Source organism: Piscirickettsia litoralis, from assembly GCF_001720395.1.
Taxonomy (GTDB): Bacteria; Pseudomonadota; Gammaproteobacteria; order Piscirickettsiales; family Piscirickettsiaceae; genus Piscirickettsia; species Piscirickettsia litoralis.
Map to the genome: position 1 here is coordinate 2,958,709 of NZ_MDTU01000001.1, position 16,444 is coordinate 2,975,152.

The 16,444-nt window shown below is 40.2% G+C and carries 19 protein-coding genes and 1 pseudogene; 14 read left to right on the plus strand and 6 right to left on the minus strand.

Annotated features, from left to right (window positions below; translation table 11 throughout):
• Positions 1-66: 66 nt before the first annotated feature.
• On the minus strand, positions 67-861 hold the full coding sequence (locus tag BGC07_RS14620) for a DMT family transporter (protein ID WP_235603278.1): 795 nt from the start codon (positions 859-861) through the stop codon (positions 67-69).
• A 274-nt stretch (positions 862-1,135) separates the two neighbouring features.
• Here BGC07_RS14620 and BGC07_RS14625 point away from each other — a divergent pair, with 274 nt between their 5' ends.
• From BGC07_RS14625 to BGC07_RS14640, 4 genes and pseudogenes are all read left to right on the plus strand, one after another.
• Positions 1,136-2,536: an aminotransferase-like domain-containing protein gene (locus tag BGC07_RS14625; protein WP_069313693.1), complete on the plus strand. Its 1,401-nt coding sequence runs from the start codon at positions 1,136-1,138 to the stop codon at positions 2,534-2,536.
• A gap of 292 nt (positions 2,537-2,828) precedes the next feature.
• Positions 2,829-3,960 (plus strand): annotated as a pseudogene (locus BGC07_RS14630) (NAD(P)/FAD-dependent oxidoreductase).
• 86 nt (positions 3,961-4,046) lie between these two features.
• Positions 4,047-4,724, plus strand: coding sequence for a 7-cyano-7-deazaguanine synthase QueC (queC, locus tag BGC07_RS14635; RefSeq protein ID WP_069313694.1), 678 nt, complete (start codon positions 4,047-4,049; stop codon positions 4,722-4,724).
• Between the two features lie 74 nt (positions 4,725-4,798).
• Entirely contained in the window at positions 4,799-5,383 is a 585-nt protein-coding gene (locus BGC07_RS14640) for a superoxide dismutase (protein WP_069313695.1), read from the plus strand.
• Positions 5,384-5,479: 96 nt separating this feature from the next.
• On the opposite strand, the gene hpf is transcribed toward BGC07_RS14640, so the two are convergent.
• Complete coding sequence (gene hpf, locus BGC07_RS14645) at positions 5,480-5,800, minus strand: ribosome hibernation-promoting factor, HPF/YfiA family (protein WP_069313696.1); 321 nt, start codon at positions 5,798-5,800, stop codon at positions 5,480-5,482.
• A gap of 344 nt (positions 5,801-6,144) precedes the next feature.
• On the opposite strand from hpf, the gene yidD reads away from it, so the two are divergent.
• The 9 genes from yidD (at position 6,145) to BGC07_RS14680 (ending at position 13,167) form a co-directional block, all read left to right on the plus strand.
• Positions 6,145-6,324 (plus strand): membrane protein insertion efficiency factor YidD, encoded by a 180-nt coding sequence (yidD, locus tag BGC07_RS19620; protein ID WP_449421081.1) that lies wholly within the window; start codon positions 6,145-6,147, stop codon positions 6,322-6,324.
• A gap of 43 nt (positions 6,325-6,367) precedes the next feature.
• Positions 6,368-6,550, plus strand: coding sequence for a hypothetical protein (locus tag BGC07_RS14650; protein ID WP_069313697.1), 183 nt, complete (start codon positions 6,368-6,370; stop codon positions 6,548-6,550).
• A gap of 583 nt (positions 6,551-7,133) precedes the next feature.
• Positions 7,134-7,943 carry a class I SAM-dependent methyltransferase gene (locus BGC07_RS14655; RefSeq protein WP_069313698.1) on the plus strand — a complete coding sequence of 270 codons (810 nt, stop codon included), beginning with the start codon at positions 7,134-7,136 and terminating at the stop codon, positions 7,941-7,943.
• A gap of 77 nt (positions 7,944-8,020) precedes the next feature.
• A complete protein-coding gene (add, locus tag BGC07_RS14660) occupies positions 8,021-8,797 on the plus strand; it encodes an adenosine deaminase (RefSeq protein WP_069313699.1) in 777 nt (258 codons plus the stop codon).
• A 184-nt stretch (positions 8,798-8,981) separates the two neighbouring features.
• A complete protein-coding gene (locus BGC07_RS14665) occupies positions 8,982-9,308 on the plus strand; it encodes an amidohydrolase family protein (RefSeq protein ID WP_069313700.1) in 327 nt (108 codons plus the stop codon).
• 308 nt (positions 9,309-9,616) lie between these two features.
• Positions 9,617-10,111 carry an MFS transporter gene (locus tag BGC07_RS23490; RefSeq protein ID WP_077216926.1) on the plus strand — a complete coding sequence of 165 codons (495 nt, stop codon included), beginning with the start codon at positions 9,617-9,619 and terminating at the stop codon, positions 10,109-10,111.
• Entirely contained in the window at positions 10,111-10,860 is a 750-nt protein-coding gene (locus BGC07_RS23495; RefSeq protein ID WP_077216927.1) for an MFS transporter, read from the plus strand. The genes BGC07_RS23490 and BGC07_RS23495 overlap by 1 nt, the downstream gene beginning before the upstream one ends.
• Before the next feature lie 36 nt (positions 10,861-10,896).
• Positions 10,897-12,213 carry an MFS transporter gene (locus BGC07_RS14675; protein WP_077216928.1) on the plus strand — a complete coding sequence of 439 codons (1,317 nt, stop codon included), beginning with the start codon at positions 10,897-10,899 and terminating at the stop codon, positions 12,211-12,213.
• Between the two features lie 24 nt (positions 12,214-12,237).
• Positions 12,238-13,167 (plus strand): P1 family peptidase, encoded by a 930-nt coding sequence (locus BGC07_RS14680; RefSeq protein WP_077216929.1) that lies wholly within the window; start codon positions 12,238-12,240, stop codon positions 13,165-13,167.
• 32 nt (positions 13,168-13,199) lie between these two features.
• On the opposite strand, the gene BGC07_RS23500 is transcribed toward BGC07_RS14680, so the two are convergent.
• Positions 13,200-13,322: a hypothetical protein gene (locus BGC07_RS23500; protein WP_268801682.1), complete on the minus strand. Its 123-nt coding sequence runs from the start codon at positions 13,320-13,322 to the stop codon at positions 13,200-13,202.
• Positions 13,323-13,582: 260 nt separating this feature from the next.
• Here BGC07_RS23500 and BGC07_RS14685 point away from each other — a divergent pair, with 260 nt between their 5' ends.
• Positions 13,583-14,317, plus strand: coding sequence for a hypothetical protein (locus tag BGC07_RS14685; protein WP_069313703.1), 735 nt, complete (start codon positions 13,583-13,585; stop codon positions 14,315-14,317).
• An 80-nt stretch (positions 14,318-14,397) separates the two neighbouring features.
• On the opposite strand, the gene BGC07_RS14690 is transcribed toward BGC07_RS14685, so the two are convergent.
• The 3 genes from BGC07_RS14690 to asd form a co-directional block, all read right to left on the minus strand.
• On the minus strand, positions 14,398-15,216 hold the full coding sequence (locus BGC07_RS14690) for a sulfite exporter TauE/SafE family protein (RefSeq protein ID WP_069313704.1): 819 nt from the start codon (positions 15,214-15,216) through the stop codon (positions 14,398-14,400).
• Between the two features lie 109 nt (positions 15,217-15,325).
• Entirely contained in the window at positions 15,326-15,781 is a 456-nt protein-coding gene (locus BGC07_RS14695; RefSeq protein ID WP_069313705.1) for a YaiI/YqxD family protein, read from the minus strand.
• A 3-nt stretch (positions 15,782-15,784) separates the two neighbouring features.
• Positions 15,785-16,444: archaetidylserine decarboxylase (asd, locus tag BGC07_RS14700; RefSeq protein ID WP_069313706.1), on the minus strand; the 660-nt coding region annotated here is incomplete at its 5' end.

Below are 16,444 nucleotides of genomic sequence, written 5' to 3' on the forward strand. Positions count from 1 at the left end.
AATAATGAGATGGCAATATTCGTGAGTTAACCTCTGAGGTATGGGCGCTTATCCTTGTTAATTTAATTAAGATGTTAGATTGGATTCTTTGGTTAGCTTTATTTTGGTGTGTGTTGTTACTTGCTGTTTCTTCTTATGCTGAGCAATGACAACACCGAGCAGTGCAACGAGTCCACCTAGAAAGCCAATAGCAGAAAGTGTTTCGCCAAGCAAAGTGATGCTCATGAAGGTTGTGACTAAAGGGATGCAATAAAAATAGAAAGCAGCGTAACAGGTGGGCACTTTGCTTAAGGCATAACTCCAGAGAAAATAGGCAATTGCTGCAGGAAAAATTCCCATATAAATAACATTTAAAGTGATCCAAAGCGGCGCGTGCTGAACTTCGTGGATTAAGTCGGGGGTGAAAATGAGCATCATTGCAGTGCCTGACCACATAGCGACGCTAGTAAATTCCATCGGTGACATGCGTTTTAATAGGGGCTTTTGCAAAATATTGTATAAACTCATTGCAACCGTTGCGATGATAACATCGATGAGGCCATAGTTAAATGCAGCGCCTGAGTACTGGCTCGATAAGATAAGACAAATGCCGATAAAGCTGATGAGTAAGCCTAGTTTATTGGCCCCTGAGAGCTTTTCTTTTAAAAAATAGCTGGCGCAGAGGATAGTCAGTAATGGAACTTGAGAAATGATGAAGCTGGAGATGGCGGCATTGGTGGTGACTTCACCCATATTAAGCGCAATATTATAGACCCCAAAGCCTAAGATGCCGCAGATGATTGCACGGCCATAGTCGAATAGCGACAGTTGGCTGCGCTTTTTTGATGCGTAAGTAGAAAAACAGCATGCACAGTGAAGCAACAGCATAACGCAACAGGGCAAGCGGACCAGGGGTATAGGCTTCTAAGCCGACACGGATGCCAATGAAGGCCGAAGACCAGAGAATAATAGTGATGATAAGCGCAATTTTTACTTTTAAATTAACTGATTGCATGTCAAGGCTCGCTTAAATGGGCTAGGTTTGAAGCATAAAGCAATTTTATAGTCGCCAGTTTAGGTCGATATTTATTACCAGTACAGATACAATTAAGTAAAAAAATAACCATAACAGTTATGTGGTTGTTGAGGCTTTGTTATGCATAAAGAGAAAGAACTGCGTTATGAGAAGATCATGCGTTTGTTGCGCCAACGCATTGATTCGGGTCAATTAAAGCCGGGTGATCGTATCCCTTCTTTGCGTAAGATGAGTGAGGGTGAAGGAGTGAGTTTGGCTACGGTCATTGAGGCTTATCAACGCTTGGAAGCTGAAGGCAGGCTAATTTCTCAGCCTCAGTCGGGCTATTATGTGGCTTATCCTGTCAAGGCGACACACAATTTAAAAGCTCAAAAGCAGTTATCACTTGAAGCGCGTGAGGTCACCGTAGACAGTTTGCATATGACGGTTGCAGAGGTGTGTGCGGATCATAATATGGCACCTTTTGGTGCAGCCTTAGTCAGCCCTGAATTATTGCCGGGAGAAAAGTTGGCGCGTTTGATGGGGCGTGCGATGCGTATGCAGCCTTTGGATAGTCAGCAATATATGCACCCCCGTGGTTATTTGCCTTTGCGTTGTGAGATTGCCAAACGTATGCAAGGCCAGGGTGTGAGTGGTTGCCATGAAGAAGAGCTGGTGATCACCGCAGGCTGTATGGAAGCGATTGCTATGAGTTTAAGCGCAGTCACTTCTCCTGGCGATGCAGTGGCCGTTGAGTCACCGATCTTTAGCGGTTTTTTGCTACTACTTGAGAGTTTGCATTTAAAAGCGATAGAAGTGATTACTGACCCACAAGAGGGTATGGACTTAAATCAATTGGAAATGTTGTTTAAAGAAAGCCGAGTGCAGGCATGTTTGCTTTCAGCTAATTTTCAAAACCCGTTGGGCTTTAAGATGAGCGATGCGAATAAGCAAGCATTGGTGCAATTAGCCACTCGCTTTGATATTCCATTGATTGAGGATGATATTTATGCTGAATGTGGCTATGGGCCGGCGGTGCCGCGGTCGTTAAAGTCATTTGATGAGAGTGGTATTGTTTTATATTGCAGTTCATTTTCTAAAGTGTTGATTCCAGGGTATCGTGTTGGCTGGGCGATGCCTGGGCGTTTTCTTGCAGAATTTGCTCGCATTAAGTTATCACGGACGGTGACGTCAAACTCTCCTGCACAATTGGCGATCAGTCAGTTTATTTTGCAGGGCGGTTATGAGCAACATTTGCGGCGATTACGTCATACCTTGGCACGTCAAGTGAGCCAAACGCGACTTGCTATTGAGCAGCACTTCCCGGATGATATTGCTTTGTCGGCGCCTGAAGGTGGCTTTTTATTGTGGCTGAAGTTGCCTGAACAGGTGGATGCGAAAGAATTATTTTTACAAGCGCACGAAAAAAAAATCAGTATTGTGCCGGGGACTTTATTTTCGACGACTGAAGCCTATCGTCATTGTATACGGATGAGTTGTGGATTTCCTTGGTCAAAAAAAACTGGAAAATGGCTTGACTAACTTGGCAAATTTGGTTAGTCAAATGCTGTGAACTGAGAGCTGTGGATAAGTGAATGTCCACAGCTTTTGTTAATAAGGGTGTGGATAAGTTTTGCAAATAAAGCTGCGATGTGGCCTTACAACAATTGATCAATTTTTAACCAGTTGTGGTTTTTGAGAACTGACTAAAAATAAAACAGAGGAAAAGATAAATGTGCGAGTTTCCTCCATACAATAATTTTTTTAGAAGTAAAGAGGTGTTTCGATTTTGAATGTCGATGTGATTGTGATTGGTGCAGGTGCGGCGGGGTTAATGTGTGCGATTGAAGCGGGCAGACGTGGCCGAAAAGTGCTCGTCATCGACCATGCCAATAAAGTGGGTAAGAAGATTTTGATGTCAGGGGGCGGGCGTTGCAATTTTACTAATATTTATACGCATCCTGATCATTACCTCTCTCAAAATAGTCACTTTTGTAAGTCAGCCTTGAAGCGTTTTCTTCCTGAGGACTTTATTCGTCGAGTGCAAGCGCATAATGTCAATTATCATGAAAAAAAAGTTAGGTCAGCTTTTTTGTGACCATAGCTCTAAAGATATTGTTAAAATGTTATTGGCCGATTGTGAGCAGGCGGGTGTTGAAATCTGGTTAAAATGCAGTGTCGATAAAGTCAAACAAGGGCAAGGCTTTCATTTGGCAACAACGAATGGGCAGATCAATGCGGACTCATTGGTTATTGCTACCGGGGCTTTATCGATTCCAACGATGGGGGCGACAGATTTTGGGCACAAGCTCGCAAAGCAATTTGGTTTAGAAGTCTTGCCACTTCGAGCAGGTTTAGTGCCTTTTACTTTGCACCCGAAAGATCTTCAGCACTTCAAAGAATTATCCGGTGTGAGCATAGAAGACGTTGAAGTTTATTGTGGTAAAAAAAGTTTTATTGAAGACTTGCTCTTTACTCATCGTGGCTTAAGTGGTCCGGCAATACTACAAATCTCAAGTTATTGGCAACCCGGAGAAACTGTAAAAATAGATTTATTGCCTAAGCTTGATCTCTTTGAATATTTGACCCAGCTGCAAAAGCAACGACCTAAGGTTGAGCTAAAAACAGTGATTAATGAGCTACTACCTAAACGTTTTGTGCAGGTGCTTTTTGAACATTGGTTAAAGTCGAAGCGTTTAGCGGATTATAATCATCGAGCTTTAAAAGAAGTTGTGAAGTTGTTGCATGAATTTACCTTAACTCCAGCAGGTACGGAAGGTTATCGAACGGCAGAGGTGACTTTAGGAGGGGTGTCAACGAATGAGCTTTCTTCAAAGACGCTTGAAGCTAAAAAAATGCCGGGGCTTTACTTTATTGGTGAAGTGGTTGATGTGACGGGGCATTTGGGCGGTTTTAACTTTCAATGGGCGTGGGCCTCAGGTTATTGCGCTGGGCAGTATGTCTAGTGATTGGTATTTTCCCATCAGTTTTGTTAGCATGCTGAGAAATTCTAGAGTTTTAATGATGAAAGAGCTTAGAAGGAAGTGAAATTATGACGAAAAAAGCCGTTGTTTTAGCCTCTGGGGGCTTGGATTCAACAACCTGTATTGCCTTAGCGAAGTCGCAAGGGTTTGAGGTTTATGCTATGAGCTTTGATTATGGTCAGCAGCATAATGCCGAATTAGATGCTGTAAAACGTATTGTAAAAAAAATGGCGGTGAAGCAGCATGAAATCATCAAATTTTCTATGGATGGTATCGCTCAAGGGTCAGCATTGACCAATAGTGAAATTGAAGTGCCGGATTATCAGGGAGATGGTGAAATCCCGGTGACTTATGTTCCTGCACGCAATACAATTTTCTTATCGATGGCGCTGGGTTGGGCTGAGGTCTTAGGTGCACAAGATATTTTTATTGGTGTCAGTGAAGTGGATTACTCAGGTTATCCAGACTGTCGTCCTGAATACATCGAAGCGTTTGCGAATATGGCTAACTTAGCAACGAAAGCAGGTGTTGAAGGCAATAAGTTAAATATTCATGCTCCCTTATCTCACCTTAGTAAAGCTGAAACTATACAATTGGGTTTAAAGCTAGGTGTCGATTATCGTTTAACGGTATCTTGCTACCGTGCAGATCATGAAGGGCGAGCGTGTGGGCAGTGTGATAGCTGTGCTTATCGTAAGAAAGGCTTTATTGAGGCCGGTGTTGAAGACCCAACACCATATTATTAAAGTATTAACAGTTGCCGTAATGAACTGATTCACATTAGAATAACGTGACTATAACAATTAGGAGATCAATGATCATGTCTTTTGAATTGCCTGCACTGCCTTATGAAATGAATGCACTTGAGCCGCACATGTCTCAAGAAACTCTAGAGTTTCACTATGGCAAGCACCATAACACTTATGTTGTTAACTTGAATAAGCTTGTTGAAGGTACAGAGTTTGCCAATGCTAGCCTAGAAGAAATTATTAATAAGTCTTCAGGGGGTATATTTAATAATGCAGCACAAATCTGGAATCATACATTTTTCTGGAACTGCCTAGGCCCGAAAGGTGGCAGTGAGCCGAGTGGTGAATTGCTTGCTGCAATCAATGCAAAATTTGGTTCTTTCGAATCTTTTAAAGAAGAGTTTACGAAAACTGCGGTAACGACATTTGGTTCGGGCTGGGGTTGGCTCGTGAAAAATCAAGCCGGTGAGCTTGAGCTTGTTAGTACATCGAATGCGGGCAATCCAATGACCGAAGGCAAAACACCTTTAATGACTTGTGATGTGTGGGAGCACGCTTATTACATCGATTACCGCAATGCGCGTCCTAAGTTCTTAGATGCATTCTGGGCGCTTGTTAATTGGGATTTTGTTGCAGAAAACTTCAGCAAAGCCTAAATAATACTATCTTTAAGGCATACTCAGTTAGAAATAACAACAAGCAATCGAACCTAAGTATGCCTCACTTAAATCATTAATTAATAATTAACTTAGTTACGCCTCTTCATTTATCGTAACTTCTTGAGTGCGGCGAGTTGTGCGCTTTTCTTTTACTCTGACGAGCTGCTTATCAACTTTATCAATCGCTAAGCCTAAAATATGGTACATATCCCGCCCATCGGCATGAGAAATTAAATTGTGTCCTGGAATCCCAACTTTAACTTCCGCTTTATTTCGTCCGGATTGGTGCGTGAGTACGACATCAGCGTGAAGGATCTGTTCAGAATGTTGTGATAATTTACCGAGCTTTTGCTTGGCGAAGTCGCGTAGAGAGTTTGATAGAGGAATATGATGACCTGTAACCGTAACTTGCATATAAAACTCCTTCATGCAGTTGATTGAGTTAATTGCTATCTACAATTACTAAGCTATGGGTTTTTCTATTAAATTGCAAGGGGTAAATTTAAATTAATATTTGGCTAATAAATTGCTAAGAAAATAGTGGAATCAGGTTGTTAGGAGTGATTGCTGGGCTAGTTTTTCGATCAACTTTTAATAACAGTGTGATCTTCTATGATAATTACTCTTTAGGCCGTATAATACGGTCAAATGGTGAATATATGACTGAGGTAAGCCTCAGTTAACGGTTTGATTACAAATGATTTCAATGATTTTTCTAAAATTATTACGATTTTACCAGCTAGTGGTTAGCCCGCTTTTTGGGGCCTCGCTGTCGATTTTATCCGTCCTGTTCTCAATATTCGATTGAGGCGATACAAAAGCATGGCCTGGTTTATGGAATATTTTTAACAATCAAACGGTTATTGTGTTGCCATCCAGGCTGTGAGGGGGGGGTGGATTTGGTTCCAGAAAAAACATCTAAAACATCTAGAGGGTAGGCCGATACAGTCTTAACCCGTATGATTTATGGGAGTGTATAATATGGATGTCTCCTCAGTTAGCTCTGCAATGGCCGGAGCGTACAAAGAGTCGATACAAGCGACGATGCTAAAGACGAGTCAAGAAATTCAAGGTGCTGCAGTGCTTACTCTGCTTGCATCTGTGGCGATGCCGCCAGTCGCCCCTGTTGGTTCTCTTGGCCATAATGTCGATATTCACGCTTAATCTTGTTATTAATTTATTGTTAGATTAAATGATAAAATCTATCATAATAGGGGTTAACTCTATGAAAAATAATAGCATTACTCCAAAACGATGTTTGAAACCTTTGGAGCCCTTGTGCACAAGAGTTCAACAGTCACTAGAGCAGTCTTTGACTTTAAGTAAAAGTGAAGAGAGAGTATTGCTTCCTATGCGCTGGTCTCTTAACGTTCGTTGATCTTTTCTAAATTTTTTTCAAATTAAAATTATTCTTGAGTTTTATTGCTATTTAAGATACTGTTTGTTTCTTATTTAAAATTTTCAGTCGGGTGTTAGTCTAGTGAACAATTAATTTTTTGCAACTTCAAAGCGGTTAATTCGCGTTATTTAATAAGAGAAAAAATTAGTTGGATTCATGGTATCTCCAATTTTTTGATAGTAGAAAAGATCAAACTATAACTGTTTTGAGTTTGGTTTTAATTTATTTATATCAATAAAGCTACTCTTAAAAATATCGTTAATTATTATTTGATTAAGTTTTATTTGGTTAAGCTTAGCCGATCTTAGGCTAGCTTTGCTGTTAGACGGTAATAATAAGAGAGAGCAGATGACTAAAGAAAGAATAGAAATTAATAAGGTTGTTTCACACAATAGTCAAGTGTGGGATCAATATGTAAAAAATCAGTGTGAGTGGTCTAGACCAGTCTCAGCAGAGCTTATTGAAAAAGCAAAAAATGGTGATTGGGAGGTTCATATTACTCGAAGGCCGCTCGCTAATGATTGGTTGCCAAAGGATATTAAAGGCAAGAATATTTTGTGCCTTGCTGCTGCAGGAGGTCAACAGGCACCCGTACTTGCTGCTGCTGGTGCGAATGTGACCGTGTTTGATGCTTCTAAAAAACAATTAGAGCAAGATTTAAAGGTTGCAAAAAGAGACTCTCTGGTGTTAGAAACGATCCAGGGAGATATGCGAGACTTGAGTGCTTTTAATGATTATTCTTTTGATTATATCGTTCACCCGATTTCAAACTTATATGTCCCATGTTTAAAAAATGTGTGGCAAGAATGCTATCGGGTTCTTAAAAAAGGAGGGGTATTGCTTGCAAGCTTTTATAACCCTGTTTTATTTATTTTTGAGCGTGATCAAAGCTTGGAAAGTCAAAGTTTATTAAAGCCTAAATATAAATTGCCATATTCTGATGTCATCAGCTTGGGTGCCCAAGCTGATGAAGATAAATTAAACTCAGGGGAAGCGATTACTTTTGGTCATACTTTATCAGACCAAATTGGTCAGCAAATTTCTGCTGGATTTGTTATTGCAGGGTTTTATGAAGATGATCATCCTTCATCACCACGTTTTCTTATTGAGCGATATATGCAAGGCATGATTGCAACTAAAGCTGTTAAATTGGAGTAATTGTGGTGAGTATAGGTTAAGTGCCCTACACTTTGATATACTTATAAGAATATATCATTGATAATAAAGGCGAGTATATGATCGAATTTATAAGGCAGTTGCCTAAGGCAGAATTACATTTACATATCGAAGGGTCGTTGGAACCTGAGTTGATGTTTGAGCTTGCTGAACGCAATAAAATTAAACTGCCTTATGATTCAATAGAGCAGGTCAAAAAGGCCTATCAATTTGATAGTTTGCAGTCATTTCTGGATCTTTACTATCAAGGAGCGGCAGTATTATGTACTGAACAAGACTTTTATGACTTGACTTGGAATTACTTAGAAAAAGTTGCTGCTGAAGGTGTTGTCCATGTCGAAGTGTTTTTTGATCCGCAAACACATACCGAACGTGGAGTAGTGATAGAAACAGTAATTGATGGTATTTATCATGCTTTAGAAGATGCGAGTAAATCCCTGGGTCTGACTTTTTGTTTGATTTTATGCTTTTTAAGGCATTTGAGTGCGGCTTCTGCTATGAATACTTTAGAGAGTGCGATAGCAACACGGCGTGATAAATTTATTGCCTGTGGATTAGACTCCTCAGAATTGGGCTCACCTGAAAAGTTCAAGGAAGTTTTCGAGGTGGCGCACCAGCATGGTTTGTTAGCTGTTGCACATGCAGGGGAAGAGGGGCCTGCTGACTATATTTGGCAGGCAATTAACTTGCTTAAAGTCAAACGTATTGATCATGGTGTACGTTGTATAGAAGATCCAAAGTTAATGGACTATTTACTAGAGCGACAGATTCCATCGATGCGAGCCAGGGAGCGCCAAGCGCGGGGTGAGTATTCCGAGGTAGGCTCGGATTTTTAGCAGAGCGGAGTGACGTAGGGCCTTTAGGTCCGGAGTCGGCGGAACGAGTGTCTAAAAATCTATACGAGCCGTAGAGTCATCTGAGAGCGAGATGCGGAGTGTGCCGAATTAAGGCACGGAGCGTCTCGTGACGGGGACGGCCGAGGCATTATAGTCGTCGCGTTTTGCGAGGCGATTTTGCACCATGGAAGTGCAAAATACCTACCGAGGTAGCGACGCTTCCGTAACAGTATGCCCTTTATCTAATATTAAGCTTTGTGTCTTCAATACTATGCAAGAGCATAATTTAAAGCAATTACTTGATTATGGTCTGTGTGTCACCGTGAATACGGACGACCCTTCTTATTTTGGTGGCTATATGTTAGATAATTATTTAGCCGTACAAGAAGGGCTTTCGCTATCTAAATCAGAGCTTGCTCAACTCGCTAAAAATTCAATTAACTCCTCATTTCTTGAAGAAAAGCAAAAGAGGGTATATTTAAACCAACTTGATAATATGTTTGCATTATAAAAGTAAAATATTATTAATCACTTTTATCTAGCCCCCTATCGATAGATTCTAAAGCTATAACTTTATACGTTATATCTGCCTACGCTTTTTATTTTAAATATTGAACAATTTTGTTGTTGACAGATAATCCTAGGGTATGTCATATTATGAACGTTCCCTAAAGGATAACATTCAGAGTAAAGAAAATGAGTAAGATGATTTTTTTAAACAAAGGGCCGGTATTTTAGCGATTTAATCATCGCAGAATAGCCTATTTTTAACACAATAAACTTGTGCTTTTGTTTATTAAAATTATTTTGGATGTTATCATGTCATATTTAAAAGAGCGTTTGCGCTTATTTCAGATTAAATCTTTTCGATACTTTATCTTAAGCTCGTTCTTTGCGACTTTCGGTGGTGGGTTATCATATATTATCGTGACCTGGTTGGTGATGGGACAGGGTCATGAAATGCGTAATGTTGCAATTGTGATGATTTGCTATTGGCTGCCCGTCGTTGTTTTAGGTCCATTTGCTGGTGTTCTTGCTGATCGCTATAATCGCAAGGCATTAATGTTAATGACTAACTTTATCCGTGGGATTATTTTAGTTGGCTTCGCATTAATGATACAAAGCAAAATATCAGCAACATCGATTTACTGGCTGTGTTTAGCTCTAGGGGTTGGTATTGGCTTATATATCCCTGTGGTTATGACGTTTGTACGCGAGATTGTTCCGGAGAATCAACTACTAAATGCAAATGCAACTTTGGATATGGTCTATGAGTTGGGAAGCATTTTGGGAATGGGGGGGCCGGTGCTTTAATGGTACTTGTCTCACCAAAGTTTAGTTTACTCGGTTGTGGCTTACTTTTTATCTTGAGTACATTTATTTTATTGGCGATTCGTTATGAAAAACCAGAAAAGTCAGACCAGGAGCAAAAAGGGTTTTTTACAGACTTTAAGCTGGGCTTTGTTTATTTATGGCAGCATCCTGAGTTAATTTCGATTTATATAATACAGCTTTTGATTATGGTGATGTTTATGACGGCGCCAGTATTGCTTGCGCCTTATGCAAAAGAGGTCTTGCATGCAAATGCGATTCAGTTCGGCCATCTTGAGGCTGCGCTTTCTATCGGTGTGGTTATCGGTGGCCTTGTCTTTCCATACTTTGTCCAAAAGCTTGGCTTTTATAAAGTATTTGCAACCGCTGTTATTGTCATGGGCTTGAGTTTTTGGCTATTTAGCCATAATGAGAATATTTACTGGGCGCAAGTTTTATATTTTATTATTGGCCTTGCGTTATCAGCTTGGCCGCTAATTGTTACCCGCGCTCAAGAGCTCACAGATTTAGATTATCAAGGCCGTTTGCAAGGACTGGTAAATAGCTTGTCAGGGGTGTTGATTCTCGCCATTTATTTGCTTGCTATTGTCTTTGGAGACAAAATTGATATAGCCAAAGTTTATTGGTTAGAAGTATTGCTCTCATGTATAACACTTGCGTTGGTTTGGAGGTTGTATAGCAAATCAGAAAAAAAAGCGGATTCAGCGCTCTTAAATGAGCAAGCTAAATAATTTGAAAATTTTCAAAATTGCTAAAGGGGTTATGCAATTAATAAGAATAATAAGCGGCTAAGTAAGGATTATTACTTATTTCAGGCTGCTTTTTTTTCCAGTATATTAGGTGCTCGTTGTAATCAACTTGCAGTGGCTTGGTGGGCGCTATCACAAATTAATTCAGCGGCTGTATTTGCTTCACTGATTGCTTATGCAAGTTTTTTTGAGGTATTTTCACGGATTATATTTTCATCATTAGGTGATCAAATTGATCGAAAGTTGATTATTATTATTTGCAATAGTGTTAGCGCGGCAACTGCACTGGCCTTAATTATTTTGTCAATAGCAGGTATATTTGACTTTTACTTGCTGGTTTTTCTTATTGTTATATCCAGTATTGCTACTGGAGTGCGTTCACCTCTGGAATCTAGCATATTACCAATGTTGGTCAAAACCGAGCAAGTGAGTGAAGCATTTCGCTTTAATAAAGCAGTTTATTCAGTGGTTACCCTGATTGGCCCTGGGTTTGCTGGCTTATTAATTTCTTTATATAATGTTCAGCTTGCATTTATTATTGATTTTATCTTTATCATTGTTGCTTGTATATTTGTTTTATTAATTAAGTCAAATACTCACCCTATTAAAAATAGTAACTTAAATAATGATATCAATAAAGGCAGTAAAATTTTTATAAAGGACTGGTACCATAAGACGATCTATGGAATTAGAGCACTTTTTTATGTAAAACCTGAGTTTTACTTTGCAATTTTAGCCATGCTAATCAATTTTGCCTTATATCCATTTTTTATGATTTTGGTTCCTGTCTTTATTAAAAATCATTTGGGTTTAGGTGCTTGGTCTGTAGGCTTGGTTGATGCTGGGTTTGGTGTTGGTATTTTGCTTGCAAGCTTGTTTTTAGTTAAAAAGCTATCAGATTTTTTTTATCGAGATATTATTATATTTATCGGCACGCTACTATTGGGAGCTTCATTGTTACTATCTTCACTTTTGGTTAACCCTTATATTATTGCTATTGTTATGGTTATCGGTGGTGCTGGATTAATGTTGATTAATATCAATACAACTGTGTTACGCTCGCTGGCGACTCCGGAGCACTATAGAAACAGGATGATGGCAATAGTCTCTGCATTTTCTTCTTTATCATTGCCTTTAGGTAGCTATTTTGCTGGATTGTTATTAAGTGCTGTTGGTATTACTTATACAATGGAAATCTTCGGCGCTATTATCTTTATTGTGTCATTTTTTATTCTAATCTTGCCGAGCTTAAAGCAGGTTTCAAGGTTGCCAGAATGTGATCTAAAGGGCGTATATTATCAAATTTATCCTAAGGCATTTAAAGATCAACTATGATAAAGTTTTAGCGAGAAGAAAAAAATGATTAATGATAGACAAGGTAAGGAGTCAATTATAGTGAGTATTCCAGGGTTGAAAATAGGTCACGCTGAAGATCAAAAAAACCAGACAGGAGTGAGTGTTTTTTTATTTGATGAACCTGCTACCTGTGGTTACCATTTATGTGGAAGTGCACCGGCTTTGCGTGATGTACAAGTGCTTGACCTTGATACTTGTGTTAATGAAGTTCATGGTTTAGCGCTAACCGGTGGAAGTGCTTTTGGTTTGGACATTACCAGTGGGGTGATGCAGTGGCTAGAAGAGCAGGGGAAAGGCTTACAAACACCTCATCGGCAAATTCCGTTGGTGCCGACTGCGGCAATTTATGATTTTGATTCGGGGCAGGCTGTTGCGCCAACGCCAGAATTAGCTTACCAGGCCTGTGAAAGTGCAAGTGGTGACTACCAATATGGCCGTGTTGGCGCTGGTTTTGGTGCAAGTGCAGGAAAAGCTTGGCAGGACGCAACTCCAACACGAACCGGTATTGGTCTGTCAGTGATACAAACGGGCGACAACCGCATTGTCAGTGTTGCTGTTGTTAATGCGGTCGGTGATATTTATCAGGAAAACCAAATTATTGCAGGTGCTAAGGATAATCAAGGGAGTTTTATTAATTTAGAGAAAAAAATTAGCCAGGGTGATTTTAATATCGAATTAAGTCCGAATCAAAATACAGTACTCGTTGCTAATTTTATCGATGGTGCATTGCCTGTAAAAGAGTTGGCTATTATCAGCAAAATGACAACAGCTGGGATGGCACGTGCGATTCGACCCAGCTTTACGTCGTTTGATGGTGATATTGTTTTTACAGCAGCTGTGGGGAAAAAAGCACTTTCTGATGCGGATACTATGCGGCTAGGGACTGCTTGTGCACTTAATGTTGAACAGGCTATTATCAATAGTGTTCGCTGATTCGCTACTCAGTTTTTATAATAGGTGTAGCATTATGAAATATCGTAATGAGAGATAATAATAATTCTTCCCATTCTTTGACTAAAGTCTGAGTGGCACAGCTCTTCATTAAGCATCGCTACAATTTGTGATGCTGTTAATTTTGATCGTTTCATCTTCCTTCTCCTATCTAAGTTGATTTAACAGAAGATTTTACTTATCACTTGTACTTTTTTAAGAGAAGGTTACCAGCTAAAAAGCACTGAAGCGGGGCATTTGTTTTTTTCCGGCTAATTTATTTACCTAAAATTAACATAAAATTATCATTGTTAAGATATTTTTATGTTTATCATGTCCGCTCTTTAAAAAGTAGCGAGAAAAAAATGGGTAAGTTTTACTGGGGTTTCATGGTGCATCAAAGGAAAATGCCGAGTCAATGCTTGCTAATGGAGTAGATGTTGATAAATTAGGTGAGAAAGTAGGCTCTCAGCACGGCGATGGCTTCTATATTGCACGAAGCTATGAGATTGCTGAGAACTTTTGCTCAGGGTATTCTCGAGAGTCTCAAGAGCTGTGCGCGAAGCTGATTGAAGAAAACCCTCAGCGGTTTAGAGAATATAAAGCAGGTTATGGTTTTTTGAAGCATGATATTACCTGCCCTGTTTTGTTGGGGATGTTAAAAGAGAAGTTGGGAATCACCGAAGATAATTTACATGAGCATAGTAGTGTTATAAATCACCTTCTTGACACTTTGAAAGACCAAGAGGGTCGAGTTCTTGCCGTATACCTTGATGGAGATTTAAAATTAGAAAGGGCCTGTGTCTATGACAATGATTGTTCGGACCATGGCGAGGGTGTGGGAAGGTTAAAACAAGTAAGACAGGGTGGTTATATCACTTATGCTAACATGAACCATGATAAAATCACCGATTTGGATGGACGCATTAGCGACTCTCTAGAGCTGATTGTGCCAAAAGAGATGGTGGGTTTATTGACTCTTGAAGTAGCTCAAGAGTCTACTGTCTCCAATGAAGTTACTGAAGAAATTAGTAAACACGAGCTGAATATAATTAATGAAAACAGAAAACAGCAAGAGAGTCTTCTGTTTTTAAGTCAATTAATGATGAGTTCTGGCTTAAAAAACGAACAAAAAGTGTGCCCATTACTGTAAAGTCTAGTGTGCTCTATAGCTAAAACAGCCTTAAAAAGGCTGTTTTATGCTTGTTGTTGTTTATTTTAAACTAGATGAGGTTAGGGCAGAGCGAAGAGTTTATAAGTGGTAATGATTAATATAATAATCAGCAGTACTAAAAAACAAATCGCTAGAGTTCGGTCTTTGAGTTTGCGTCCGAGTCGGGTGCCTAAAGGGACTGTGATGGTTGCACCGATCAGAATACCGATGACCGCCGGCCAATAAATATAACCCGTCGCATATTCTGAATAAGGATTTAAGTGCCAGCCACTGATAATATAGAGTAATGTTGCAGCAAAGCCGGTCACGATACTTAGACTGGTGGCCAAGGCTGCACATTTAACCATATCTAATTTGGCGCTTCTTAAAAAAGGCACAATCGTTGTGGCAGCACCGATACCTAAAAGGGATGAGGCAGCACCGACAAAGATGGCATAAGGAAAGCTATAAAGTTTGTTGGGTAACTGGAATTGACCAGAAGTATTAATTTCATGCTTACGGATGATTTTTAGCGCTGATTTGATGACGGTATAGGTGAGAAATAAAGTAAAGACTGTGAGTAATGCCTTGCTGCTTAGATAGTTTGCTGTATTGCCGCCAATGATAATGCCGATAACAGCAAAGGGAGTGAGTAGAAAAAGCACTTTCCATAGAACATTGCCATTTCTAGCATGGCTATAGGTAGCAAGTGCTGAGTTAAACAAAACAATCACCAGTGAGGTTGCAACAGCAACATGGACTAAATACTCAGGAGGGACATGATAGTAGGGAAGGGTAATAGTAAGCAAGGGGACCATGATTAGACCACCACCAATGCCGAGTAAACCTGATAAAACGCCGGCGATGGCACCTGTGATTAAATATAAAGCGAAGATCATTTTAACTTTAACTCTTGAGTTGTTTAACTGTCGGCTAATGTAGCATATTAAGTAGATCTAGGCTTGTGTTGTTAATGCTTTTATGCCGGTTGGTGTATAGCAGGTTTTACTATATAGACCTTTTGGCTTTTGCTAAGAAGCGATCTAAGGCATTAGAAAAATTTTGGCGGTCTTTTTGACTAAAGGCTGCTGGGCCGCCTGAAATTAAGCCAGAGCCTCTTAACTCATCCATGGCATCACGGATATTGAGGCGTTCTTTGATATTTTCTTTGTCATAAAGCTCACCTCGAGGGTTGAGAGCGTGCGCCCCTTTATCAACAATTTCAGCGGCGAGCGGAATGTCCGCAGTGATGACTAAATCAGAGGGCTTTGCTTGCTCGACAATGTAGTTATCGGCAATATCAAAACCTTTGGCGACCTGGATTGATGTAATGTATGGAGAAGGTGGTGTTGCTAGAGATTGATTAGCAACTAAGATAAGTTCGATACGCAAGCGGTTAGCGGCGCGAAATAAAATCTCTTTGATCACTTTAGGACAAGCATCGGCATCGACCCATATTTTCATGCGTTATGACTCACCCCGTGAAGTTGTTTCTTGTGTTTGCGTAGCTGGAGTCGTTGAATTAAGTTCGCCAAGTTGCATGCCCATGGTCACCGCTTGACCGGTAGATAATTGCTCTTGCCACTTAGCAACCTCTTTACCCATCAGAAGGATGACTGTAGAGCCGAGTTTAAAGCGGCCCATTTCTTCGCCTTTGTCCAGGTCAATATGATTGTGATCATCATGATTATACTGCCAAGTACGCACCTCTCTATGAGCACCAGGGGCGATGGTTCCAGCCCAGACAGTCTCGATGCTGGCGACGATAATTGCACCGACTAGAATCATTGCCATCGGGCCGTGTTCAGTTTCGAAAAAACAGACGACACGCTCATTGCGGGCAAAAAGATTATCGATGTGACTGGCTGTATAGGGGTTTACTGAAAATAATTCGCCGGGGATATAACGCATATGGGTGAGGCGACCGGCAAAGGGCATATGAACACGATGGTAATCACGTGGAGCCAGATAAAGTGTGGTAAATAAACCATCTTCGAATGCACGCGCATCTTTAACACTGCCAAGTAGTGAGGCTGCTGAGAAGTTAAAGCCTTTGGCTTGAATCAGCTGGTCTTTATTAATCGTGCCGATTTGACTAATCGTACCGTCGACAGGGGAGGCAATGGC